We start from the raw sequence: 23,326 nt of genomic DNA, 5'->3' as shown, positions 1-23,326 counted from the left end.
TAAGCTTGTGCCCGAAAGCCATGCGGGACCGGCCCGAAAGCCGATCCCGCAGCATTTTCGTCGCGACTGAACGCTTACTGCGCGGCCGGTGCTTCCGGCGCCGCGGGAATCTCGAGGCCCGCCTCGCGATAGAAGCGCTCGGCGCCGGGATGCAGCGGAATGCCAACCCCCTCCACCGCGGTCTCCATGCGGATTTCCTTGCCCTTCGAATGACCCGAATCGAGCAGCGCGCGCGAGCTCTCGTTCCACACCGCCTTGGTGATCTGGTAGATCAGCTCTTCGGGCTGCTCTGCGCTGGTCACCCATTGCGCGCCGACGGCGAGCGTCTGGACGTCCGCGTCGACGCCCTCGTAGGTGCCCGCCGGCACCGTGTTGGTCGAGAAGAAGGCGTAGTCTTCGCGGATCGCTTCCGCCTCGGGGCCGGCGATCGGCACCAGCGTGATGTCGAGGCTGGTGGCGAGCTCCGCGATGGCGCCGGCGGGGAACCCGCCGACGAAGAAGAACGCGTCCATATTGCCGTCGCGCATCAGGTCGGCGGCCTGGTTGGGCTTGAGGAATTCTGGCTCGATGTCGTCTTCGCTCAGGCCGTACGCCTCGAGAATCAGCCGCGCATCGACGAGCGTGCCCGAGCCTGGCTCGTCCATCGAGACCTTCTTGCCGGCGAGGTCGGCGACGCTCTTGATGCCGGAATCGGCCCGCGCGACGAGATGGATGCTCTCGGGGTAGAGATTGGCGATGGCGCGCACGCTCTCGACCGCCGGCTGGCCCTCGAACACGCCCGTGCCGGTATAGGCCCAGTAGGCGACGTCCGACTGCGAGAAGCCGGACTCGAGCGAGCCGCCGGCAATGGCGTTGATGTTGGCGACGGAGCCGTTCGACGCGACCGCGGTGGCGACGAGGCCCGGAACGCCGCAGGAGCCGCCCTCGTCACAGGCGCGAGCGCCGGGAGGGTTGGAAATGGCGTTGGCGAGCAGCCCGCCGATCGGGAAATAGGTGCCGGCCGTACCACCGGTGCCGACGCGGAAGAAGCTCATCTCCTGCGCGTATACCGATCCCGTCGCAACGCCCGCGCACACCGCCAGAGCCGCCATCCAGCCCGAATTCTTCAGCAAAGCCATCATCGATCCTTCCCGTTTCCGATTCGGAACATTAGGGCGAAAAAGCGGCAAGCGGCAACCCGCGCCGCCGCTTTAGGCGAAAGCCGTCAGGCAACGCCTGCGCCCCTCATGCGACCGTGCCGCCGGCTCCGCCAAGTTCGATAATCCGATCCCGTTGTAAACCGGGCGCGTGCGGGCGCCGCCATGGCCGTCCCTCAGGTGCCCAGGATCTCCGCCATCGGCACCCGCCGTCCCTCGGCGACGGAGCGGCTGGCGGCCTCGGCCAGCGCCAGCGCCATCAGCCCGTCCTCGCCCGAGGGCTGCATCGCCGCGTCGTTCTCGACCGCCGCCAGGAAGCTGGCGATCTCCGCCGCATAGGCGGCGGCATATCGGTCCATGAAGAAGTTCTGCAGCGGCGGCCGCGTGTAGCCGGCGGCGGATGCCACCGTGACGTTCGCCTCGTGCTGGTTCTCGGCCGCGACCATGCCTTCCGACCCATGCGCCTCGATGCGCTGGTCGTAGCCGTAGGTGGCGCGCCGCGAGTTGGTGATGACCGCCTGCCGGCCGCTCGCCGTGGTCAGGATGACGCTTGCCGTGTCGACATCGCCCAGTTCGCCCACCTTCGGATCGACCAGGACGGAGGCCGTCGCCATCACCGCCTCGATCTCCTCGCCGAGCAGATACCGGGCCATGTCGAAGTCGTGGATCGTCATGTCGCGGAACAGCCCGCCCGAACGCGGCAAATAGTCGAGATGCGGCAGGCCGGGGTCGCGGCTGGTGATCAGCACCTGCTCGACCGCGCCGATCCGCCCCTCGTCGATGGCGCGCTTGACCGCGGCGAAATGCGGATCGAAGCGGCGGTTGAAGCCGACCATCAGCTTGGTGCCGGTCTCGGCGACGACCGCGAGGCACTGCCGCACCCGCTCCAGCGACAGGTCGATCGGCTTCTCGCAGAAGATCGGCTTTTTCGCCCGCGCGAACATCTCGATCAGCTCGGCATGGGTATCCGTCGGCGTGCAGATCGCCACGGCGTCGACGTCGCCGGAGGCCGCGATCTCGGCGATCGTGCGCATCGGGCAGCCATAGGCGGCGGCCAGGGCCTCGGCGGCCGGCGCCATGGCGTCCGCGACGGCGGCAAGGCGTGCGCCCGGGGTTGCGGCGATCGCCGCGGCGTGGACCTTGCCGATCCGGCCGGCGCCGAGGACTGCGATGGAAAGCGACATGTCAGGTTTCCGTTCAGGAGGGTGGGTCAAAGCGTGAAAGCGTCGCGGAAGCGCTGCAGGGCAAGGAGATGGTCGCCCTCGGGCAGCGCCTCCAGCCCGACCGTGCCGCGATAGCCCATCGCGTGGAGGGCGCGCGCGATGGCGGGATAGGCGATCTCGCCGGTCCCGGGCTCGTGGCGGCCGGGAACGTCGGCGACCTGGATCTCGGCGATGTGCGGCAGCGCCCGCCGGCAGAGTTCGGTCAAATTCCCCTCGCCGATCTGCGCATGGTAGAGGTCGAGATTGAGCTTGATGCCCGGCCGGGCGAGCGACGCGACGAGCGCAAGGCAGTCCTCGGCCCGTGCGAAGGGCACGCCCGGATGGTCGACGGCCGTGTTCAGGTTCTCCAGCATGAAGGTGACGCCGGACCGCTCGCCGAGATCGGCGAGGCGGCTCAGCGTGTCGCGGGCCTTCAGCCACATGGCGCCGCTGGCGATGGCACCCGGCACCACCGGCAGGCCCTTGGAGTCCAGCCCGGTCCCGTGGAGATTGAGGCGCGGGCATCCGAGCTCCAGCGCCACCGGGACCGACTGCGCCGCGGTCGCCAGCAGTTCGTCCGCGCCCGCGTCGTCGGCAAGTGTGCCGCGCAGATAGCCGGTCATCGACGAGAACTGCGCACCACTTCGCGCCAGCGCCGCAACGTCGTGGCGTGACCAGTCCCAGATCTCGACCGCAAAACCGATCTCCGCCAGGCGCGCCGCGCGCTCCGGCATCGGCAGGTCGGTGAAGACCAGCTCGGCACAGACGGCAAGGGGAAAGGCGGCGTTCATCCGCGCACCGCCGCGACGGTCACGCGTCGCCCGTCGTCCCGCGCGGAAGCGGCGATCGCATGGACGACGCGCTCGATTTCCAGCGCCTCGGCAAAGTCCGGGCCGGGCCTCGGCCCGCCCGCAAGGCCCGCCAGCAATTGCGCCGCCTCGATGGTCTTCAGGTCGTTGAAGCCGAGCCCGTGGCCCGGCGCCGGGCAGAAGGCGCCGTAGGGCGCGTGCTCGGGGCCGGTGAGAATGGTGCGGAAACCCCGCTCGGATTTCGGGCCGTCATTGGTATAGAGCTGCAGCTCGTTCATCCGCTCCTGGTCGTAGACGATCATGCCCGAGCTGCCATGCGCCTCGAAACCGAGACTGCCCTTGCGCCCCCAGGCGGCGCGCGAGATCGTCAGCGCACCGTGAAAGCCGGCGCGAAAGCGCACCAGCGCGCTGGCGAGGTCCTCGTTCTCGACCACCCCTTCCCCGCCTTCCGGCAGCGGCCGTGTCGCATAGGCCGCGCCCATCTCGGCGACGACCGAGTCGATCGGCCCGCCGAGCGCCGTCAGCAGCGAGACCAGATGCACGCCGATGTCGCCGAGCGCCCCAAGACCGGCCTCCGAGGCCCGGCAGCGCCAGGTCCAGGGCAGCGTCTCGTCCGCCTGGTAGTCCTCGTCGACCCAGCCGCGCAGGTGGAATAGCCGGCCGATCCTGCCCTCGGCCACCAGCCGGCAGGCATGCGTGAAGGCCGGATTGCGCAAATAGTTGTAGCCGACGAGGGTGAGGCGGTCGCCGCTCGCCGCGGCCATCGCCTCGGCGTCGGCCAGCGTCACGCCGAGCGGCTTCTCGCACCAGACGTGCTTGCCGGCGGCGAGCGCCGCCTCCGCCATCGGGCGGTGCAGCGCGTTCGGCGTGGTGATCGACACCACCTCGACCGCCGGATCGGCGATCAGCGCCTGCCAGTCATCGCCGGCGGTCTCGAAGCCGAACTGCCCGGCCATCTCCCGGGCTTTCTCGAGCGGCGTGTCGCAGAGATGGACGAGCCGCACCGCCGGCAGGCCGCCCATCACGGCATTGGCGTTGCGCCATGCCAGAGCATGCGCCTTGCCCATGAACCCGGTGCCGATCAGGCCGATGCCGATTGCCATGCGCCCTCCTCCCCTTCGGCGGCCGTCATATCAGTTGTGGAATTTTCATTCCATTATTTTCTTTCTCCGGCGTATCGATGATAGTCGCGCCGAACAGGAGCCGCAGCCATGCCGGGCGAAAGCGCACCACAAAGCATCGAGGCGTTTCACCGGCGCCTGCAGGAAGTGTCGGGGACGCTGCCGAAGCGGCTCGCCCAGTGCGCCGAATATCTGGCGGGGCACTCCGATCGCATCGCGCTGTCCACCGTGGGCGAACTGGCTAAGGCGGCCGGCGTGCAGCCCTCGGCGATGATGCGCTTCTGCCAGATCATGGGGTTCTCCGGCTTCTCGCAGATGCAGCGCCTGTTCCGCGAGGGCTATGCGCAGGTCTGGCCGGACTACGGCACGCGGCTGCGTAACCTCGGCGAGGCGGGATCGGAAAGCCCCGCGGCGCTGCTCGCCGAATTCATCGAGACGAGCCAGCTCTCGCTCGAGCGCCTCGCCCGCAACATCGACGCCGAAGGCCTGGACCGTGCCGTCGCGGCGCTGTCCGGGGCGCGCACCGTCCATGTCGTCGGGCTGCGCCGCGCCTTCGCCGTCGCCGCCTATCTCGACTACGTCTTCGACAAGATGGCCGTGCCATCGCTCCTGCATGACGGGCTGGGGCGCCTCGACCGGCGCCATGCACTGATGCCGGACGACGCGCTGCTCGCCGTCAGCTTCGCGCCCTACAGCGCCGAGACGGTGGAACTGGCGGAATACGCGCAGGCGCGCGGCCTCGCCGTCGTGGCGATCACCGACACGGTCCTCAGCCCGCTGAGCGGCATCGGCGCCCAGGTGCTCACCGTCACCGAAGCCGATTTCGGCGCTTTTCGCGGCCTGTCCGCCACGCTTTCGCTCTCTTTGGCCCTGGCCGTCGCCATCGGCGCGCGCCGGCGGGGCTCGGGCGGGCCGCTTGCGTTAGCCGACGAAATGGAATAATTATTCCAACCAGGCGTCGGGAGGACGCCGGGGCAGGCGCGTGCCTGCCGTCTCAACGGGAGGAACACGATGAAACGCATTCTCGCAATCGCGTCGCTGGCGCTTGCCCTTTCCGGCGGCTCGGCCCTGGCCCAATCGATCATCGTGGTGACGCACGGCCAGGCCAACGACGCCTTCTGGTCGGTCGTCCAGAACGGCGCGCAGGAGGCGGCGAAGGACACCGGCGCCAACGTCACCTACCGCGCCCCCGAGACCTTCGACATGGTGGCGATGGCGTCGCTGATCGACGCCGCCGTCAACCAGGAGCCGGACGGTCTCGTCGTCTCCATCCCCGATGCCGATGCGCTCAGCGAGTCGATCAAGCGTGCCGTCGACGCCGGCATCCCGGTCATCTCGATGAACTCCGGCGGCGACGTGTCGAAGGATCTCGGCGCCCGGCTGCATGTGGGCCAGTCGGAGCGCGATGCGGGGCGCATCGCCGGCGAACGGCTTGCCGAGCTCGGCGGCAAGAAGGCGATCTGCGTCAACCAGGAAGTCGGCAACGTCTCGCTCGACCAGCGCTGCGAGGGCTTTGCCGAAGGCTTCGGCGAGGTCTCGGTACTGCCCACGTCGAACGACCCGCAGGACGTCGAGTCGCGCGTAAGGGCGGCGCTCGATTCCGATCCGGAAATCGACACGATCCTCGCCCTCGGCGCCTCGACGGCGGGCGAGCCCTCTGTCGCGGCCGTCCAGGCCACCGGCCGTGGCGAGGAGATCCGCGTCGCCAGCTTCGACCTCTCGGCGAACTTCCTCCAGGCCATCGCTGACGGCAAGGCCGCCTTCGCGATCGACCAGCAGCAGTTCCTGCAGGGCTATCTGCCAGTCGTGTTCCTCGCCCTCAATGCCGAGTACGGCCTGATGCCGGGCGGTGACGTGCCCTCCGGCCCGAACCTCGTCGAGCAGGAAGACGCCAAGAAGGTGATCGACCTGTCGGCCCGCGGCATCCGCTGATCGATTGCGTCGGAGGCGGCCCGCGCCGCTTCCGACGCCGATCGCTGCCAGATCTAACGGCAAGCCGGGCGCGGCCCCGCGCCTGCGAACCAGACCGTTCGGCGATCGGCCGACGGTCCAGAGACGAGGATCACCATGGCCGCCGACAAAACGCTCGACGACGAGCGGCTGAAGAAGGTCTCCGGGCTGACGAGGATCATGCAGCGCCCCGAACTCGGCGCCCTTGCCGGTCTTGTCCTGGTGACCGTGTTCTTCCTCTTCACCGCCGACCCGGTGATGTTCAGCCCCGCCGGGGTGATCAACTTCATGACGCCGGCAGCCCAGCTCGGCATCCTTGCCCTCGGCGCGGCCCTCCTGATGATCGGCGGCGAGTTCGACCTGTCGGTCGGCTCGATGGTCGCCTTCGCCGGCCTGATCTTCGGCGTCGGGCTGACGCTCTACGACCTGCCGCTGAGCCTGGCGATCCCGATGACCTTCGCGGTCGCGGCGATGGTCGGCGGCATCAACGCGCAGATCGTGCTGCGCACCGCCCTGCCCTCCTTCATCGTCACCCTCGCCTTCCTGTTCATTCTGCGCGGCCTCAGCCTCGTCGGGCTGAAATGGGCGACCGGCGGCGCCACCCAGCTTCGCGGCATCCAGGGAGCCGTCGAGGGCGACTGGCTGCTCCCTTACTTCTCGGGCGACGCCTTCGAGGGACTGTTCCGCTGGCTCGCGCATATCGGCGTCGTCGGCAGCTTTTCCAACGGCATGCCCCGCGTCAGCGGCATTCCGGTCGAGATCGTCTGGTTCGTCGGGCTGACCGCGGTCGCGACCTGGATCCTGCTGCGCACCCCCTGGGGCAACTGGATCTTCGCTTCCGGCGGCGACCAGACCGCCGCGACGAATTCCGGCGTGCCGGTGCGCAAGGTGAAGATCGCCCTGTTCATGCTCACCGCCTGCTGCGCCGCGCTCGTTGCCATCATCACCGTCCTCGACGCCGGCTCCACCGACGCGCGGCGCGGCTTCCAGCGCGAGTTCGAGGCGATCATCGCCGCGGTCATCGGCGGCGCGCTGCTCACCGGCGGCTACGGCTCGGCGATCGGCGCCTTCTTCGGCTCGATCATCTTCGGCATGGTGATGATCGGCCTCTCCTACACCGACATCGACCAGGACTGGTACCAGGTGTTCCTCGGCTCGATGCTGCTCATCGCCGTCGTGTTCAACAATCTGATCCGCAAGCGCGTGACGGGGGAGCGTTGAGATGAGCGAAGCCATCCTGGAAATGCGCGACATCGAGAAGCACTTTGGCAACATCGTCGCGCTCGCCGGCGTCAGCTTCGACGTGCGTCCCGGCGAGTGCCACTGCCTGCTCGGCGACAACGGCGCCGGCAAGTCGACCTTCATCAAGACGATGTCCGGCGTCCACAAGCCGACCCGCGGCGAGATCCTCGTCGACGGCAAGCCGATGCACTTCTCCAGCCCGCGCGCCGCGATGAACGCCGGCATCGCCACCGTCTACCAGGACCTGGCGATGATCCCGCTGATGAGCGTGACGCGCAATTTCTTCATGGGGCGGGAGCCGACCAAGGGGAAATGGCTGTTCAAGCGCTTCGACATCGACCACGCCAACCAGGTGACGATGGAGCACATGCGGTCGATGGGCATCGCGCTGCGTGAGCCGGACCAAGCCGTCGGCACGCTGTCGGGCGGCGAGCGCCAGACCGTCGCCATCGCCCGGGCCGTGTATTTCGGTGCGCGGGTCCTGATCCTCGACGAGCCGACCTCGGCGCTCGGCGTCCGCCAGACCGCCAATGTCCTCTCCACCATCGACCGGGTCCGCAAGCAGGGCGTCGGCATCGTCTTCATCACCCACAACGTGCGCCACGCAATGGCCGTCGGCGACCGCTTCACCGTGCTGTCGCGCGGCAAGACACTCGGCACCAGCCGGCGCGGCCAGATCACGGCGGAAGAGCTGCAGGACCTGATGGCCGGCGGCCAGGAAATGGCCCAGCTGGAATCAAGTCTCGGGGGCACGGTGTGAAGCGCCTCGACGTCATCACCATCGGCCGCTCGTCCGTCGACCTCTACGGTGCCCAAATTGGCGGGCGGCTCGAGGACATGGGGTCCTTCCACAAATATCTCGGCGGCTCGCCCACCAACATGGCGACCGGCACGGCGCGGCTGGGACTGAAATCGGCGCTGATCACCCGCGTCGGCGACGAGCACATGGGCCGCTTCATCCGCGAGGAGCTGCAGCGCGAGGGCGTCGACGTCCGCGGCGTGACGACCGACCCGGAGCGCCTCACCGCCCTCGTCCTGCTCGGCATCCGCGACGAGCACCGCTTTCCGCTGATCTTCTACCGCGAGAACTGCGCCGACATGGCGCTCTGCGAGGACGACATCGATCCCGGCTTCATCGCCGAGGCCCGGGCGGTGGTGGCGACCGGCACGCATCTGTCGCATCCGCGCACCGAGGCGGCCGTCCTCAAGGCCCTGCGCATCGCCCGCGGCAGCGGCGCCCGCACCGCGCTCGACATCGACTACCGGCCCAATCTCTGGGGCCTTTCCGGCCATGGCGACGGCGAGAACCGCTTCATCGAGAGCGCGGCGGTCACCGCGCGGCTGCAGGGCCATCTCGGCCTGTTCGACCTGATCGTCGGCACCGAGGAGGAGTTCCACATCGCCGGCGGCTCCACCGACACTTTGGCCGCGCTCCGCGCCGTGCGGGCGCTGACCGGCGCGACGCTGGTGCTGAAGCGCGGCGCCGCCGGGGCGGTCGCGTTTGCCGGGGCGATCCCCGACGATCTCGACGACGGCGAGGCGGGGCCTGGCTTCCCGATCGAGGTGTTCAACGTGCTGGGGGCCGGCGACGGTTTCATGTCCGGCCTGCTGAAAGGCTGGCTCGACGACGAGAGCTGGCCGAAGGCGCTGGAATACGCCAATGCCTGCGGCGCCTTCGCGGTGTCGCGCCATGGCTGCACGCCCGCCTATCCGAGCCTCGAGGAACTGCAGTTCTTCCTCGCGCGCGGCATCCGCACGCCAGCGCTGCGCCACGACGCCGAACTCGAGCAGATCCACTGGTCGACCAACCGGCATGTCGACTGGCCGGTGATGCGCGTCTTCGCCTTCGACCACCGCATGCAGCTGGAAGATCTGGATGGCGCGACGCCGGAGCGCATCGGCGCCTTCAAGGCGCTGTGCCTGAAAGCGGCCCTACAGGTTGCCGGCGGCCGCCACGGTTACGGCATTCTCTGCGACGACCGGCTCGGGCGCACCGCCCTCCACGCCGCTGCCGGCGCCGGGCTCTGGGTCGGCCGCCCGGCGGAATGGCCGGGGTCGCATCCGCTGGCGCTGGAGCCGGAATTCGGGGAAGATTGCGGCAATCTGGTCGAATGGCCGCTGCACCAGGTCGTCAAGGTTCTGTGCTTCTGCCACCCGGACGACACGGACGCGATGCGCGCCGACCAGGAGGCGACGCTGAAGCGGCTCTATCGCGCCGCCCGGCGCAACCGGCTGGAGTTCCTGCTGGAGATCATCCCGTCCCGGCTCGGACCCGTCGACGACCGGACCAGTGCGAGCCTGATCCGCCGCTTCTACGAGATCGGCATCTATCCCGACTGGTGGAAGCTCGAACCGCTGACCAGCTCGGCGGCGTGGGAGGCGGCCTGCGCGGCGATCGCCGACCACGATCCGCATTGCCGCGGCATCGTCGTCCTCGGCCTCGACTCCAGCGAGGCGGACCTCGCCGCGAGCTTCGCCGAGGCGGCGCGGCACGAGCTGGTCAAGGGCTTCGCCGTCGGACGCACCATCTTCGGCTCGGCCGCGCGCGACTGGCTCGCCGGCATGATCGACGACGCTGCGGCGGTGGAGCGGATGACCCAGAACTTTTCGCGGCTCTGCACCCTCTGGGACGCAGCCCGAGACCAGGCCAAGGAGCGCGCCGCATGACGACGATCCGACTGACGGCGGCGCAGGCGATGGTTCGCTGGCTTTCCGCGCAGATGACCCCGTCGGGCGAGCCCTTCATCGCCGGCTGCTGGGCGATTTTCGGCCACGGCAACGTCGCGGGGCTCGGCGAGGCCCTGGCCGGCGTTCAGGATGTCCTGCCGACGCATCGCGGCCAGAACGAGCAGACCATGGCGCATGCTGCCATCGCCTATGCCAAGCAGCGGCGGCGCCGGCGCGCGATGATGGTGACGTCTTCGATCGGGCCGGGCGCGACCAACATGGTCACCGCCGCCGCCCTCGCCCACGTCAACCGCCTGCCGGTGCTGCTGGTGCCGGGCGACGTCTTCGCCGGGCGCGGCCCGGACCCGGTGCTGCAGCAGGTCGAGGATTTCGCCGACGGCACGGTCTCCGCCAATGACTGCTTCCGGCCGGTCAGCCGTTATTTCGACCGCATCACCCGGCCCGAGCAGCTGCTCACCGCCCTGCCTCGCGCCATGCGCACGATGACCGATCCCGCCGATTGCGGTCCGGTCACGCTGGCCTTCTGCCAGGACGTGCAGGCCGAGAGCTACGACTGGCCTGAGAGCTTCTTCGCCGAGAAGACCTGGCCGTTCCGCCGCCCGGCACCGGACCCGGCCGAGGTAAAGAACGTCGCCGGGTTGATCCGCGCGGCGAGACAGCCGGTGATCGTCGCCGGCGGCGGCGTCCATTACGCCGAGGCCGCGGATGCGCTGGCGGCGTTCGCCGGACGCTTCGGCATCCCGGTCGTCGAGAGCCAGGCCGGCAAGTCGGCGCTCGCCTGGGACCACGAATGGAACTACGGCCCGGTCGGCGTCACCGGCGCCTCGTCGGCCAACACGGTGGCGGCCTGCGCCGAACTCGTCATCGGCGTCGGCACCCGTTTCCAGGACTTCACCACCGGTTCCTGGGCGCTGTTCAAGAACCCCGAGCGCCGCCTCGTCTCGATCAACGTCGCCGCCTACGACGCGATGAAGCACGGCGCCGAGCCGCTCTGCGCCGATGCGCTTTCGGCGCTGGAACAGCTGACCGACGCGCTCGAAGGCCATCGCGCGCCGGCGCCGGAGCCCGGCCTCAAGCAAGCATGGTTCGCCGCCGTCGACCCGCTCACCGACGCCCCCGCGGGCGGCAACGCGCTCCCGACCGACCAGCAGGTGATCGGCGCGGTGCAGCGGGCGAGCCACGACGACACGGTCGTGATGTGCGCCGCCGGCACCATGCCGGGCGAGCTCCACAAGCTCTGGAAGGCGCCCCGCGCCGGGGCCTACCACATGGAATACGGCTATTCCTGCATGGGCTACGAGATCGCCGGCGCGCTCGGCATCAAACTGGCCGAACCGGACCGTGACGTCATCTGCATGCTAGGCGACGGCAGCTACATGATGGCCAATTCCGAGCTCGCGACCGCGGCAATGATGGGCGTGCCCTTCACCGTCGTCCTCACCGACAATCGCGGCTATGGCTGCATCAACCGGCTGCAGGTCGCCACCGGCGGCGCCGAGTTCAACAATCTCTACGCCCATACCGGCATGCCGAACGCCCCGGCGATCGACTTCGTCGCCCATGCACGGGCGCTGGGCGCCGAGGCGGTGAAGGCGGCAAGCATCGGCGAACTGGAAGCGGCGCTCGCCAGCCGCGCCGCCAGGACGGGCCCCTTCGTCATCGTCGTCGACACCGATCCCTATCCCTCGACGCCGCATGGCGGGCACTGGTGGGACGTCGCTGTCCCGGAGACCTCGGAACGCCCGGAGGTCCTCGCCGCGCGCCAGGCCTATGAAGACCAGCTGAAAGAACGCTCATGACGCTCTACGGAACCAACCCGATCGCCTGGTCCAACGACGACGACCAGACGCTCGGCGCCGAGATCACGCTGGAACAGTGCCTCGACGAGGCAGCTGCGATCGGCTTCGACGGCATCGAGAAGGGCCACAAGCTGCCCGTGACGCAGGAAGGCATCGCGCGCGAGCTCGGCGGACGGGGCCTGCGCTACGTCTCCGGCTGGCATTCGCTGAACCTCCTGACCCGGGACGTCGAGACCGAGAAGGCGGCCATGCAGCCCTTCCTCGACCTCCTGAAGGCGGTCGGCTCGACCGTGATCATCGTCTGCGAGACCTCCAACGCCATCCACGGCAACGATGCCGTTCCGGTCAACGACAAGCCGGTGCTGGCCGAGGCCGACTGGCCGGCCTTCGGCGCGGGCGTCGAGGCGCTGGCGGCATTCGCGGCCGCTCAAGGCATCACCCTTGCCTATCACCACCACATGGGCACCGTGGTCGAGAGCCCGGACGAGATCGACCGGCTGATGGCGAACACCGGCCCGGCGACGAAGCTCCTGTTCGACACCGGCCACTGCTTCTTCGGCGGCGGCGATCCGGAAGCGGTGGCGTCCGGCCACATGGCCCGCGTGGCGCATTTCCACGCCAAGAACGTCCGGCCCGACATCATGCGGCAGGTGCGCGAAGAGAAGCTCTCCTTCCTGGAGGGCGTGCGACGCGGCGTCTTCACCGTGCCCGGCGATCCCGAAGGCGGGGTCGATTTCCTGCCCGTCCTGCGCATCGCCGCCGAGCATGGCTATGCTGGCTGGCTGGTCATCGAGGCCGAGCAGGATCCGGCCCAGCGCAATCCCCGCCACTATCAGTCGATGGGCCTGAAGGCGCTGCGCGCCATGGCGCGTGAGGCGGGGCTCGATCGCAGCGAGGCCGCGGCATGAACCTCCTGCGCAAGCCGCTCGGCGGGCACGGTCTCGTCCACGACATCACGCCTGAGAGCGCCGGCTGGACCTATGTCGGCTTCAAGCTCTGGCGCCTTGCCGCCGGCGAGAGCGCCGAGGGCAGCCTCGGCGGCAACGAGGCGATCATCGTCATGGTCGAGGGCAAGGCCGCCATCCAAGCCGCCGGCAAGGATTGGGGCGTCCTCGGCGAGCGCATGGATGTCTTCGAGAAGACCCCGCCCCACTGCCTCTACGTCCCGAACGGCAGCGACTGGAAGGCCGTCGCCGAGACCGACTGCACGCTGGCGCTGTGCCTTGCGCCCGGCAAAGGCGGTCACGCGGCGCGGCGCATTGGTCCGGAAGGGATCACCCTCACCCAGCGCGGCGAAGGCTCTAACGCCCGCTTCATCAACAACATCGCGATGGAGGCCGACGACGTCGCGGACTCGCTGCTGGTCACCGAGGTGTTCACCCCGGCCGGCCACTGGTCGAGCTATCCGAGCCACCGCCACGACGAGGACCGGTTCCCCGAGATCACCCATCTCGAGGAGACCTATTACCACCGGCTGAACCCTACCCAGGGCTTCGGCGTCCAGCGCGTCTACACCGAGGACGGCGCGCTCGACGAGACGATGACCGTGAAGAGCCACGACGTCGTCTTGGTGCCGCGTGGCCACCACCCCTGCGGCGCGCCGCACGGCTACGAGATGTACTATCTCAACGTCATGGCGGGCCCGTTGCGGAAATGGCGCTTCATCGCCGATCCGGACCACGCCTGGCTGATGTAGCCGGCACACCGGCGGCGCCCCGGGTCGGCCGGCCGCCCCAGCGGCCGGGTCAGGGCGTGATCGCCACCTTCAGCACGCCGTCGCGCTGGTTGGCGAACAGCTCGTAGGCTTCCTCGATCCGTTCCAGCGGAAAGCGGTGGGTGACCATCGCCCGCAGGTCGATGCGGCCCGACGCCACCACGTCCATCAGCCGGCGCATCCGCTCCTTGCCGCCGGGGCAGAGCGTCGTGACGATCTTCAGGTCGCCGAGCCCCGCCATGAACGGACCGAGCGGAATGGTGAGGTCGCCCGAATAGACGCCGAGGCTGGAGAGCGTGCCGCCCGGCCGCAGCACCTTGAGACAGGATTCGAACGTCTGCTGCGTGCCCAGCGCCTCGATGGCGACGTCGACGCCGCGGCCGTCGGTCAGCTTCATGATCGCCTCCACCGGGTCGCCGGCCTTGAAGTCGACGACGTGGTCGACGCCGAGCTTGCGGGCCATGGCCAGCCGCTCGGGCACCGTGTCGACGCCGATGATCGTCGTCGCGCCCATCAGCCGGGCGCCGGCCGCGGCGCACAGCCCGATCGGCCCGAGCGCGAAGACCGCCACCGTGTCGCCGATCCGCACCTTGCCGCCCTCGGCGCCCGACAGGCCCGTCGACATGATGTCGGGGCACATCAGCACCTGCTCGTCGGTCAGCGCGTCGGGCACCGGGCTGAGATTGGCCATGGCGTCCGGCACCAGCAGGTATTCGGCCTGGCAGCCGTCGATCGTGTTGCCGAAGCGCCATCCGCCCATCGGCTTGAAGCCGTGCCGCGTGCCGGCGCCGTCCTGCGAATGGCAGCCACAGAGGCAGGCATAGGAATGGCCGCTCGGGGTGATCGCGCCGGCGATGACCCGCTGGCCCTCCTGGTAGCCGCTGACGGCCGAGCCGAGCTTCTCGATCACGCCGACCGGCTCGTGGCCGATCGTCAGGCCCTTCTCGACCGGATACTCGCCTTTGAGGATATGCACGTCGGTGCCGCAGATCGTCGTGGTCGTGACGCGGATCAGCGCGTCGAGCGGGCCAATCTCGGGGATCGGCTTCTCGTCGAGGACGATGCGGCCGGGCTCGACGAATATGGCGGCTTTCATCATGCGGGTCATGGGCTGTCGTCTCCGTCTGACGGCTGGATCTGGGTCTGGACGGACGGCGGCTCGGCCGTCCTTTCAGCCTCGATAGCCGAGCCAGGGCCTTGCCGTGTTGATGCAGCGCAAGGCGGGGCGGGGCGGGACGGACCGCTGCGCCGGCGCCCACCTACAGCCGGATGCCGGCCGAAGGCTCCTCCCCGCCAAGGATCGGATAGGCGGAGTCGTCCGTCGGGCGGAGCGAGAGGTCGACGAGGCGCCAGTCCATCTCCTCCAGCAAGGCCAGCATCTCGGCGCTCACCCGGTCGGCGTCGGGGCCGACGATCTCGCCGGTCACGAAGAGAGGGCGACCGAACCGATGGTCGGATGCTCGGCCATCACCAGCTTCCATGCCGATTCCACGAAGAGCAGGCCGCCGAGCACGGTCAGCGCGACGGCGCTGGCGAGGAACGCGATCGAGTTGAAGCGCTGCAGCCCGTAGGGGAACCGCCGGCTCGGGCTCCGCCGCGAGAACTTCTCGGCGATCAGGAAGGCGGCGGGCGGCAGGAGGCTGAGAACGTCCTCGATCCACGCAGCCAGAAAGCACGGCATCGGCCGAGCAGGGGCAGACGGGAATCGAAATCGTCCCCGTTCCGGTATCCGGCTTCGGATCGAGGCCGCGCCGCGAGGCCGGCCTCTCCTGCCCCACGGATCGATGCATTCCCGCCCGGGCCGCAAGGCGACAAGGGATAAGTCCACTGCGGTGCCGGATCGGGTTCGACTCGCGCCGTTTCGTTCGTCATTGTCGCCGCGTCACCAGCCGAGAGCGACATTTGCCATGCAGCGGCACGATCCAGCGCCCATCCGCCCACCCGTGCGCCGCTCGCGAATGCTTCGGCGATCCCGCATTCTCTGGGGATCGCAGCGCGTCTGGCGTCCGCGCCTGGTCTTCTGGGCGGGCGCGCTGGCGATCGGCCTGGTCAGCGTCGGCTTCGCGCTGCTGGCGGATGCCGCGCACCAGGCCTTCGAATCCGTCCGGTCCACCGCGGGTTACGGGATGGTGGCGATGCTGGTGCTGCCGCCGGCCGGCTTTGCCCTGTCGGCCTATCTGGCGCTGCGCTTCTTCCCCAACTCCCAGGGAAGCGGCATTCCCCAGGCAATCGCCGCGCGCCATCTCGACGTCGATGCCGATCGCGGGCAGCTCCTGTCGCTGCGCATCGCGGCGGGCAAGATCCTCCTGACGCTGCTCGGGCTTCTGTCCGGCGCCTCGATCGGGCGGGAAGGACCCACTGTCCAGGTCGGGGCGGCGATCATGCTGGCGGCGGGACGCTTCGGCGGCATGGCCCAGGCGCGCGGCCTCATCCTCGCCGGCTCGGCCGCCGGCATAGCCGCGGCCTTCAACACCCCGCTGGCCGGGATCGTCTTCGCGATCGAGGAGATGGGCCGCGCCTACGAGGCGCGGACCAACGGCCTCGTTCTTTCCGCCGTCGTGCTTGCCGGCCTCGCCTCGCTCGGGCTGACCGGCAACTACACCTATTTCGGCGAGAGCGACGCCGTGGCCAGCACCATGCAGGACTGGGGACTGGTGATCGCCTGCGGCGTCGCCGGCGGGGCCCTGGGCGCGGTCTTCACCGCCAGCGCGCTCTGGCTGCTGCGCCGGATCCGGCGCTGGTCGGCCAGCGCCCCGATGCCGCGCACCGTCGGCGCCGCCGCCCTCTGCGGGGTGGTCGTCGCCGCCGTGGGCCTCCTGTCGGACGGCGCCACCTACGGCACCGGCTACGAACAGGCGCGCCGCGCGATCGAGGGCGACCCGCTGCCGCTGCTGTTCTTCGCCGAGAAGTTCGTCGCCGGCCTCGCCTCGATGGCGTCGGGCATTCCCGGCGGCATCTTCGCCCCGTCGCTGGCGGTGGGGGCCGGTCTCGGATCCACCATCGGCGTGTTGGTCGGGGCGGGGTCGGCGCTCGCCGCGACGCTGGCGATGGCCGGCTATTTCGCCGGCGTCGTCCAGGCGCCGATGACCGCCTTCGTCATCATCCTCGAGATGACCGGCAACCATGGCAACGTCATCCCGCTGATGCTCGCCTCGCTGCTCGGCTTCGGCACCGCCCGCCTGGTGTCCGGGACGCCGCTCTACCATAATCTCGCCCGCAACTTCGTCGCCGACGTGCTGCGCGTCCGCCGGTCGCAGGCCCGCGAGGGCGAGGACGCGGGTTCCTAGCCGCAGAGGCCCATCGAGCGCCCGGCGTGGCCTCTGTGGCCATGTTCAGGCAAAGCGCTTTGCGCCCACGACGCACGCGATCACCAGCCCGGTGACCGCGATCATCGTCGGAGCCACCGGCTCGCCGAGCAGCAGCCCCGCCAGCGCCAGCCCGAAGAACGGCTGCAGCAGCTGCAGCTGGCCGACGCCTGCGATGCCGCCGAGCGCCAGGCCCCGGTACCAGAACACGAAGCCGACGAGCATCGAGAACACCGAGACATAGGCGAGCCCCCACCAGGCCGGCGCGCCGACCCCGTCGAACGTCGCGGGCAGCGTCGCCAGCGCCACGGCGGCCATCGCCGGCAGCGCCACGATGAGCGCCCAGGAGATCACCTGCCAGCCGCCCAGCCGGCGCGACAGGCTGGCCCCTTCCGCATAGCCGAGGCCGCAGAGCAGGATCGCCCCGACCATCATCAGGTCGCCGGCCAGCGAGGCGGGCCCGCCCTGTGCCAGCGCGAAGCCCGCCACCGACAGGCCGCCGGCGACCGAGAACAGCCAGAAGGCGGGCCTCGGCCGCTCGCCACCGCGCAGCACCGCGAAACCCGCCGTCGCCAGCGGCAGCAGACCGACGAAGACGATGGAATGGGCGGCGGTGACGTGCTGGAGGGCGAGCGCCGTCAGGAGCGGGAAGCCGATCACGACGCCGGCGGCGACGATGGCGAGCGGCGCGAGGTCGCCGGCGGCCGGCCGCCGCTGGCGCAGCAGCAGCAGCAGGCCGGCGCCCAGCAGCGCCGCGATGACGGCGCGGATGGAGGTCAGGAACAGCGGCGAGAAGCCGCCGATCGCGACGCGCGTCGCCGGCAGCGAGCCGCTGAAGATGACGACGCCGAGCAGCCCGCTGCCCCAGCCCGCATAGGTTCGATCCATGGTCGTGCCCTCCCGCATGAGCCGGTTTCCTAGGCCGCGGGCACTGGCTTCGACAGAAACGGTTCGGTACGGTTCGGCCAAACTGTATGGATTACACGAGCCGAACGGTTACCCGATGACCGCCCCCGAGTGTACCGCGACGCGAACCGTCGCGCTGATGGACGAAATCCGCCGCCGCATGGCGACGCGCAGCCTTGCCGCCGGCGAGAAGCTGCCCTCCGTGCGCGGCTTCGCGGCGGCGATGGGTGTCTCGCCGTCGACGGTGGTCGAGGCCTACGACCGGCTGGCGGCGGAGGGCCTGATCCGCTCCCGGCCGGGCTCCGGCTTCTTCGTCGCCGGCTCCCTGCCGCCCCTGCTGCTCGCCGAGGTCGAGCCCCGGCTGGAGCGCGAGATCGATCCGTTCTGGGTGTCGCGGCAGTCGCTCGACGCCGGCGCCGGGGTATCGCGTCCCGGCTGCGGCTGGCTGCCGGCGGACTGGATGCCGAACGCGTCGCTCCGCAAGGCCCTGCGCGGCCTCGCCCGGGCGGACGATGCGGTGCTCGCCGACTACGGGCCGACGCGCGGCTCGCTCGACCTGCGCCGGCTGCTGGCCCGCCAGTTCGCCGCCGAAGGCATCGAGGCCGGCGCCGACCGTATCCTGCTGACCGGTTCGGGCACCCAGGCGCTCGACCTTCTGTGCCGCTTCTTCCTGCAGCCCGGCGACACGGTGCTGCTCGACGATCCCTGCTACTTCAACTTCCAGGCGCTGCTGCGCGCCCACCGCGTCCACATCGTCAGCGTGCCGTGGACGCCACAAGGGCCGGACCCGGCTCTGTTCGCGCAGGCCGTGGAAACCCACCGGCCGCGCCTCTACGTCACCAATTCCGCCATCCACAACCCGACCGGCGCCACCCTCTCGCCGGCGGTCGCGCACCGCATCCTGACGATGGCCGCCGCGGCCGACATGACGATCGTCGAGGACGACATTTTCGCCGATTTCGAGCCCGAGCCCTCGACCCGGCTTGCCGCGCTCGACGGCCTCGCCCGGGTGGTGCGGATCGGCAGCTTCTCCAAGACGCTCTCGGCCTCCGTGCGCTGCGGCTACATCGCGGCGCGCAGCGACTGGATCGAAGGGCTGATCGACCTGCAGGTCGCGACCTGCTTCGGCGGCGTGAGCCCGCTCGCCGCCGGGCTCGTGCATGCCACCCTCAGCGACGGCAGCTACCGCAAGCACATGGCGGCGCTCAGGACCCGCCTCGCCCGGCGGCGCAAGGACGCCGTCGCGGCGCTTGCCGGATTGGGCATCGCGCCATGGACGCTGCCGCGCGGCGGCTTCACCCTCTGGTGCCGGCTGCCGGACGGGCAGGACGCCGCCGATATGGCCCGGCTCGCCCTTCGCCAGGGCGTCGTCCTGGCGCCCGGCAACGTCTTCAGCGTCGCCCAGACCGCGCCGGACATGATGCGCTTCAACGTCGCGCAGATGGACGGCAAGGTGCTGGAAGTCCTGCGCGCGCTGCCTGTCGCGCGCGCTTCGCCTGACTAGCTGGACGGGCCGACGCCCCCGCGCCTTCCTCGTCCGGTATCGTGCCGCCGGAGGCCCCGCGTTCCCGGCTCCCGGGTCAGGGCGCCTCGGAGACCTCGACTTCCTGGCGCACGAACCGCGCCATCTGGCTCGCGCCGCCGAAGTCCCTGTGGTTTCCGGCAATGTCGGAGCAGGTCACGAGGTAGCGGTTCCGCGCCGCCACACCCTCCGCCCACTGGCGGAACCGTGGACGGTCCCATTCGAAGCGATGGTCGGGATGGCGGAACCGGTTGAGCGGCACCCCCAAGAGGGCGTTGAACTCGGCATTCGGCGTCGTCACCACCACCGTCGCCGACCGCATCGTGGCGAACACCGCCCGCTCGAGCGAGCCGAGGCGGGCCGGGTCGACATGCTCTATCGTCTCCACCAACACGGCGCAGTCGAAGCCGGCATATCGCGGCCCCGCCTCGATCAGCGAGCCGTGGACGATCGCGATGCGGCCGGCCGTCTCGGTCAGTTTCGTGCCGAGCCGCGTGCGCAGCCGCGCCAGCGCCTCCTGCGACAGGTCGATGCCGACCAGCCGCTCGATCTGCGGCTCGTCCGCTAGCAGCGCCAGCAGGTCGCCGTCGCCGCAGCCGAGATCCAGCACGCTGCGCGCGCCGCAGCCGCGCACCGCCGCGAGCACCGCCTCCAGCCGCTGCCGGTGCAGCCAGGACGTCACCGGCAGCCCCCGTTTGCCGGCCGCGGCGCAAGGCCCGGCGCCGTGCTGCCGCGCGAGCGAAGCGGCGAATGCGTCAGATGTCGGCTCAATCGATTGTCCTGCCCGAGGCTGCCCGGCCGACAGCTAGCACGCGGCGGAAACCGTGCAAGACGGGACGCGGCCCCGGGGCATCCGGCGGGCGGGCGCGGGACGGACGGTTTAGTTTTATGTGGCTCCCCGCCCGCGCGATGCCTATCTGCAGCAGCAGTGACGGCCGGGCGAGCCGGGAGACGATTGATGCGGTGGCTCTGGCTCCTTCTGGGAGGTCTTTCCCTCGTCGCCGGCGCCGCCGGCGCGGTGCTCCCGCTGCTGCCGGCCACCCCCTTCCTGCTGCTCAGCGCCTTCGCCTTCTCCCGCGGCTCGCCCCGCCTGGAAGCCTGGCTGGTCGGCCATTCGCATCTCGGTCCGCCGATCCGCAACTGGCGCAACGGCAGGACGATCGGCCGGCGCGCCAAGCGCACCGCGCTGGCGGTCATGGTTGTCACCTTCGCCGCCAGCTGGCTGCTCGGGGTCGGCGCGACGGTTCTGGCGATCCAGTTCGTGGCCTTGGCCGGGGCCGGCTTGTTCGTCGCGACACGGCCGGAGCCAGAGCCGGAACGTGCGGACGGCGGTCACCGGAGACCCGACGACACCCCCCTTCGATAACGGCGTTGCGCGGCCGGGCTGAGTCGGCGGATATTGATCCCGATCATCCGGATCACCGCGTGCTGTGCGAATATTCGTGCCGACGCCCCGCTTGCCGGCGTCCCACATCGATCAGGGGAGATGAGACGATGTCCATCCGCATGCTCGAAAAGACCGAATGGCAGTCATATTGCGACCGGGTATCCAAGGGGCTGGCGGGCCAGCGGGCCGGCATCGAGGTGTCGGGCCTCGCCCTCGGCCACCAGGTCGCGGCCACGTCGCTGCCGCTGATCGGCATCGCCTACGAGCCGAGAAGCGACCTGCTGGAGATCGCCCTCGAAGGCGTCGACCATCTCATCCGCCACCCGCGCCAGATCGTCGTCGACGACGGGCTCGACGGCTTGCGCAGCATGGAGATCGTCGACGCCGACGAACAGCACCAGATCGTGCAGCTGACCGAGCCGCTGATGCTGACCAGCTGGTCCTGACGGGCGGCGCCGCGCCCGGCTCGCCCGCTCAGCGGCGACCGTTCCCGGCGCGGCCGAGCAGCGCCAGGGTCCCGGCGTCCGGCCGGCCGTCGAAATAGCGGTCGAGCGCGCGGCGGAACAGCGCTTCCTCGTCCGGCGCGACCGCCGCGAAGAGCGTCATCGAGGAGTGGAACTTCAGGTCGTCCGGCGAGCCGAAGATCGCGTGCGCCGAGCGGCCGTCGACGCCGAGCACGGTCTCGGTGCAGCGCTTCAGGCGGGGCCCGAGCACCGGGTGGTCGAGGAAGGCGCGCGCCTCGCCGCGCGAGCCTATGCCGTAGAACTGCGCCGTCGGCGAGCGGCCGAGGCCGCGCAGCTGCGGGAAGACGTACCACATCCAGTGGCTGCGCTTCTCGCCCGCGGCGAGTTCCGCAAGCACCGTGGCGATCACCGGTTCCTGGGCTTGGACGAACCGGTCGAGGTCGTAGGCGCCGTCACCCATGTCAGCTCTCCTTTGCCGGGCGCCGCCGCCGCTTCAACGGCGCCTCGGCGAGTTCGATCCAGGCCGGCGCGTGATCGCTCGCCTTTTCCCAGCCGCGCACCTCCCTGTCGACCCCGGCGGCGGCGAGCCGTGGCGCGACCGCCGGGCTGAGAAGGAAATGGTCGAGCCGCAGGCCGGCATTGCGGCCATAGGCGTTCCGCAGATAGTCCCAGAACGTGTAGATCACCGCGTCGGGGTGCAGCGCGCGGATGGCGTCCAGCCAGCCCCGCCCCAGGAACTCGGCATAGGCGGCCCGCACTTCCGGCCGGAACAGCGCGTCGTCGGTCCATCTCTCGGGCTTGTAGACGTCGAGCTCGGTCGGCATCACGTTGTAGTCGCCGGCCAGCACCACCGGCGCCCCGGTCTCCATCAGCATCGCCGCGTGGTCGGCGAGGCGCCGGAACCAGCGCAGCTTGTAGTCGAATTTCGGGCCCGGCGCCGGGTTGCCGTTGGGCAGGTAAAGGCAGCCGATGAGGACGCCCCGCACCGCCGCCTCGATGTAGCGGCTCTGCTCGTCCTCGTCCTCGCCGGGCAGGCCGCGCCGCGTCTCCAGCGGCTCGGCGCCGCGCGCGAGGATCGCGACGCCGTTCCAGCTGCGCTGTCCGTGCCAGATCGCGCCGTAGCCGGCCTTCTCCAGGGCGGCGGCCGGAAACTTGCCGTCCGGCGCCTTCAGCTCCTGCAGGCAGACGACGTCCGGCGTCGTCTCCTCCAGCCAGCGCAACAGCACCGCCAGCCGCCCGTTGACGCCGTTGACGTTGAAGGTCGCGATCCGCATCGGCGGCGCGCTCAGGCCGACCGCATCCGCGCCAGCCAGCCGAGCCCCTCTTCGGTGCCGGCGCGCGGCCGGTACTCGGCGCCCACGAAGCCGTCATAGCCGAGCGCGCCGAGCCGGGGCAGCAGCCAGTCATAGGCGACCTCGCCCTCGTCGGGCTCGGCGCGCGACGGCACGGCGGCGATCTGCACATGGCCGATCAGCGCCCGGTGCGCCTCGAAACGCCGGAGGAGGTCTCCCTGCGTGATCTGCGTGTGGTAGCAGTCGAACATGATCTTCAGCTCCGGCCGGCCGACCCGTTCGATGATCGACGCCGCCTTCTCGATGCCGACCAGGAAATAGCCCGGCGCGTCGCGATGGTTCAGCGGCTCGATCAGCACCGTCATGCCGTGTCCCGCCGCAACGTCGCAGGCATGAACGAGATTGGCCTCGAAGGTCGCCGCCGCCCCGTCGACGCCGAGCGCCCTGCCGGCCATCACATGGACGGCCGAAGCGCCGATCGCGGCGCCATAGGCGAAGGCCTCGTCGATCGCGGCGCGCGCCTCGGCCTCGCGGCCGGGCAGCGCCGACAGGCCGAAGTCGCCGGCATCCGGCCCCTTGCGCGTGTTCAGGCCGAGCATCGGCAGCCCGGTCTCGGCGAGCGCCGCGCGCACCGCGCCGCTGTCCTCCTCATAGGGCCAGTGGCATTCCACCGCCTCGAAGCCGACGCGGTGCGCGCGGCGGATCGCGTCCGGCAGGCCCATGCCCGTCCACAGGAACCCGAGATTGGCGGAAAAGCGCGGCATCGGCGGACCTCCCTGGCGGCGTCTC

24 protein-coding genes are annotated in these 23,326 nt (G+C 70.2%); 12 read left to right on the top strand and 12 right to left on the bottom strand.

The window, feature by feature from the left end; all coding sequences use genetic code 11:
* Positions 1-74: 74 nt before the first annotated feature.
* The 4 genes from LXB15_RS02455 to LXB15_RS02440 all read right to left on the bottom strand — a co-directional run bounded on the left by LXB15_RS02455 (position 75) and on the right by LXB15_RS02440 (position 4,250).
* Complete coding sequence (locus tag LXB15_RS02455) at positions 75-1,121, bottom strand: TAXI family TRAP transporter solute-binding subunit (protein WP_233950709.1); 1,047 nt, start codon at positions 1,119-1,121, stop codon at positions 75-77.
* Positions 1,122-1,312: 191 nt separating this feature from the next.
* Positions 1,313-2,320, bottom strand: a complete 1,008-nt coding sequence (iolG, locus tag LXB15_RS02450) for an inositol 2-dehydrogenase (RefSeq protein WP_233950708.1) — start codon at positions 2,318-2,320, stop codon at positions 1,313-1,315.
* 26 nt (positions 2,321-2,346) lie between these two features.
* Entirely contained in the window at positions 2,347-3,129 is a 783-nt protein-coding gene (locus LXB15_RS02445; RefSeq protein WP_233950707.1) for a TIM barrel protein, read from the bottom strand.
* The gene (locus LXB15_RS02440; protein ID WP_233950706.1) at positions 3,126-4,250 is read right to left on the bottom strand and encodes a Gfo/Idh/MocA family protein; all 1,125 of its coding nucleotides are present in this window, start codon (positions 4,248-4,250) and stop codon (positions 3,126-3,128) included. Before LXB15_RS02440 ends, LXB15_RS02445 begins: the two co-directional genes overlap by 4 nt.
* 108 nt (positions 4,251-4,358) lie before the next feature.
* Here LXB15_RS02440 and LXB15_RS02435 point away from each other — a divergent pair, with 108 nt between their 5' ends.
* The 8 genes from LXB15_RS02435 to iolB all read left to right on the top strand — a co-directional run bounded on the left by LXB15_RS02435 (position 4,359) and on the right by iolB (position 13,643).
* The gene (locus tag LXB15_RS02435; protein ID WP_233950705.1) at positions 4,359-5,210 is read left to right on the top strand and encodes a MurR/RpiR family transcriptional regulator; all 852 of its coding nucleotides are present in this window, start codon (positions 4,359-4,361) and stop codon (positions 5,208-5,210) included.
* Positions 5,211-5,279: 69 nt separating this feature from the next.
* Positions 5,280-6,200: a sugar ABC transporter substrate-binding protein gene (locus LXB15_RS02430; RefSeq protein WP_233950704.1), complete on the top strand. Its 921-nt coding sequence runs from the start codon at positions 5,280-5,282 to the stop codon at positions 6,198-6,200.
* Between the two features lie 135 nt (positions 6,201-6,335).
* A complete protein-coding gene (locus tag LXB15_RS02425) occupies positions 6,336-7,439 on the top strand; it encodes an ABC transporter permease (protein WP_233950703.1) in 1,104 nt (367 codons plus the stop codon).
* A gap of 1 nt (position 7,440) precedes the next feature.
* On the top strand, positions 7,441-8,220 hold the full coding sequence (locus tag LXB15_RS02420; RefSeq protein ID WP_233950702.1) for an ATP-binding cassette domain-containing protein: 780 nt from the start codon (positions 7,441-7,443) through the stop codon (positions 8,218-8,220).
* Entirely contained in the window at positions 8,217-10,127 is a 1,911-nt protein-coding gene (gene iolC, locus LXB15_RS02415) for a 5-dehydro-2-deoxygluconokinase (RefSeq protein WP_233950701.1), read from the top strand. Before LXB15_RS02420 ends, iolC begins: the two co-directional genes overlap by 4 nt.
* Complete coding sequence (gene iolD / locus LXB15_RS02410; RefSeq protein WP_233950700.1) at positions 10,124-11,947, top strand: 3D-(3,5/4)-trihydroxycyclohexane-1,2-dione acylhydrolase (decyclizing); 1,824 nt, start codon at positions 10,124-10,126, stop codon at positions 11,945-11,947. The genes iolC and iolD overlap by 4 nt, the downstream gene beginning before the upstream one ends.
* Positions 11,944-12,855: a myo-inosose-2 dehydratase gene (iolE, locus tag LXB15_RS02405; RefSeq protein ID WP_233950699.1), complete on the top strand. Its 912-nt coding sequence runs from the start codon at positions 11,944-11,946 to the stop codon at positions 12,853-12,855. The genes iolD and iolE overlap by 4 nt, the downstream gene beginning before the upstream one ends.
* The gene (gene iolB / locus LXB15_RS02400) at positions 12,852-13,643 is read left to right on the top strand and encodes a 5-deoxy-glucuronate isomerase (protein ID WP_233950698.1); all 792 of its coding nucleotides are present in this window, start codon (positions 12,852-12,854) and stop codon (positions 13,641-13,643) included. Before iolE ends, iolB begins: the two co-directional genes overlap by 4 nt.
* A 49-nt stretch (positions 13,644-13,692) precedes the next feature.
* Here iolB and LXB15_RS02395 read toward each other — a convergent pair whose 3' ends face one another.
* From LXB15_RS02395 to LXB15_RS02385, 3 genes are all read right to left on the bottom strand, one after another.
* Positions 13,693-14,769: an NAD(P)-dependent alcohol dehydrogenase gene (locus LXB15_RS02395; protein ID WP_233950697.1), complete on the bottom strand. Its 1,077-nt coding sequence runs from the start codon at positions 14,767-14,769 to the stop codon at positions 13,693-13,695.
* Positions 14,770-14,920: 151 nt separating this feature from the next.
* Entirely contained in the window at positions 14,921-15,088 is a 168-nt protein-coding gene (locus LXB15_RS02390) for a hypothetical protein (protein WP_233950696.1), read from the bottom strand.
* Complete coding sequence (locus LXB15_RS02385; protein ID WP_233950695.1) at positions 15,085-15,342, bottom strand: cation transporter; 258 nt, start codon at positions 15,340-15,342, stop codon at positions 15,085-15,087. Before LXB15_RS02385 ends, LXB15_RS02390 begins: the two co-directional genes overlap by 4 nt.
* A 277-nt stretch (positions 15,343-15,619) precedes the next feature.
* Between LXB15_RS02385 and LXB15_RS02380 the strand changes: the two genes are divergently transcribed.
* A complete protein-coding gene (locus LXB15_RS02380; RefSeq protein WP_370640156.1) occupies positions 15,620-16,948 on the top strand; it encodes a chloride channel protein in 1,329 nt (442 codons plus the stop codon).
* Between the two features lie 45 nt (positions 16,949-16,993).
* Here the strand turns inward: LXB15_RS02380 and LXB15_RS02375 are convergent, their stop codons facing one another.
* Positions 16,994-17,854 carry a DMT family transporter gene (locus LXB15_RS02375; RefSeq protein WP_233950693.1) on the bottom strand — a complete coding sequence of 287 codons (861 nt, stop codon included), beginning with the start codon at positions 17,852-17,854 and terminating at the stop codon, positions 16,994-16,996.
* 115 nt (positions 17,855-17,969) lie between these two features.
* Here LXB15_RS02375 and LXB15_RS02370 point away from each other — a divergent pair, with 115 nt between their 5' ends.
* Entirely contained in the window at positions 17,970-19,376 is a 1,407-nt protein-coding gene (locus LXB15_RS02370) for a PLP-dependent aminotransferase family protein (protein ID WP_233950692.1), read from the top strand.
* A gap of 76 nt (positions 19,377-19,452) precedes the next feature.
* Here the strand turns inward: LXB15_RS02370 and LXB15_RS02365 are convergent, their stop codons facing one another.
* Positions 19,453-20,076, bottom strand: coding sequence for a methyltransferase domain-containing protein (locus LXB15_RS02365; protein WP_233950691.1), 624 nt, complete (start codon positions 20,074-20,076; stop codon positions 19,453-19,455).
* Positions 20,077-20,352: 276 nt separating this feature from the next.
* Between LXB15_RS02365 and LXB15_RS02360 the strand changes: the two genes are divergently transcribed.
* Positions 20,353-20,760, top strand: a complete 408-nt coding sequence (locus LXB15_RS02360; protein ID WP_233950690.1) for a YbaN family protein — start codon at positions 20,353-20,355, stop codon at positions 20,758-20,760.
* A gap of 128 nt (positions 20,761-20,888) precedes the next feature.
* A complete protein-coding gene (locus tag LXB15_RS02355) occupies positions 20,889-21,227 on the top strand; it encodes a DUF5335 family protein (RefSeq protein ID WP_233950689.1) in 339 nt (112 codons plus the stop codon).
* A 28-nt stretch (positions 21,228-21,255) separates the two neighbouring features.
* On the opposite strand, the gene LXB15_RS02350 is transcribed toward LXB15_RS02355, so the two are convergent.
* The 3 genes from LXB15_RS02350 to LXB15_RS02340 are packed head-to-tail and all read right to left on the bottom strand — an operon-like array spanning position 21,256 to position 23,301.
* Complete coding sequence (locus tag LXB15_RS02350) at positions 21,256-21,705, bottom strand: DUF1810 domain-containing protein (RefSeq protein ID WP_233950688.1); 450 nt, start codon at positions 21,703-21,705, stop codon at positions 21,256-21,258.
* Position 21,706: 1 nt separating this feature from the next.
* Positions 21,707-22,519, bottom strand: coding sequence for an exodeoxyribonuclease III (gene xth, locus LXB15_RS02345; RefSeq protein ID WP_233950687.1), 813 nt, complete (start codon positions 22,517-22,519; stop codon positions 21,707-21,709).
* A gap of 11 nt (positions 22,520-22,530) precedes the next feature.
* Positions 22,531-23,301, bottom strand: coding sequence for a hydroxypyruvate isomerase family protein (locus LXB15_RS02340; RefSeq protein WP_233950686.1), 771 nt, complete (start codon positions 23,299-23,301; stop codon positions 22,531-22,533).
* Positions 23,302-23,326: the final 25 nt, after the last annotated feature.

This window comes from Aurantimonas sp. HBX-1 (assembly GCF_021391535.1).
Taxonomy (GTDB): domain Bacteria; phylum Pseudomonadota; class Alphaproteobacteria; order Rhizobiales; family Rhizobiaceae; genus Aurantimonas.
Note: the sequence above shows the minus strand (reverse complement) of the source record. Positions and strands in the feature narration are given on the sequence as shown.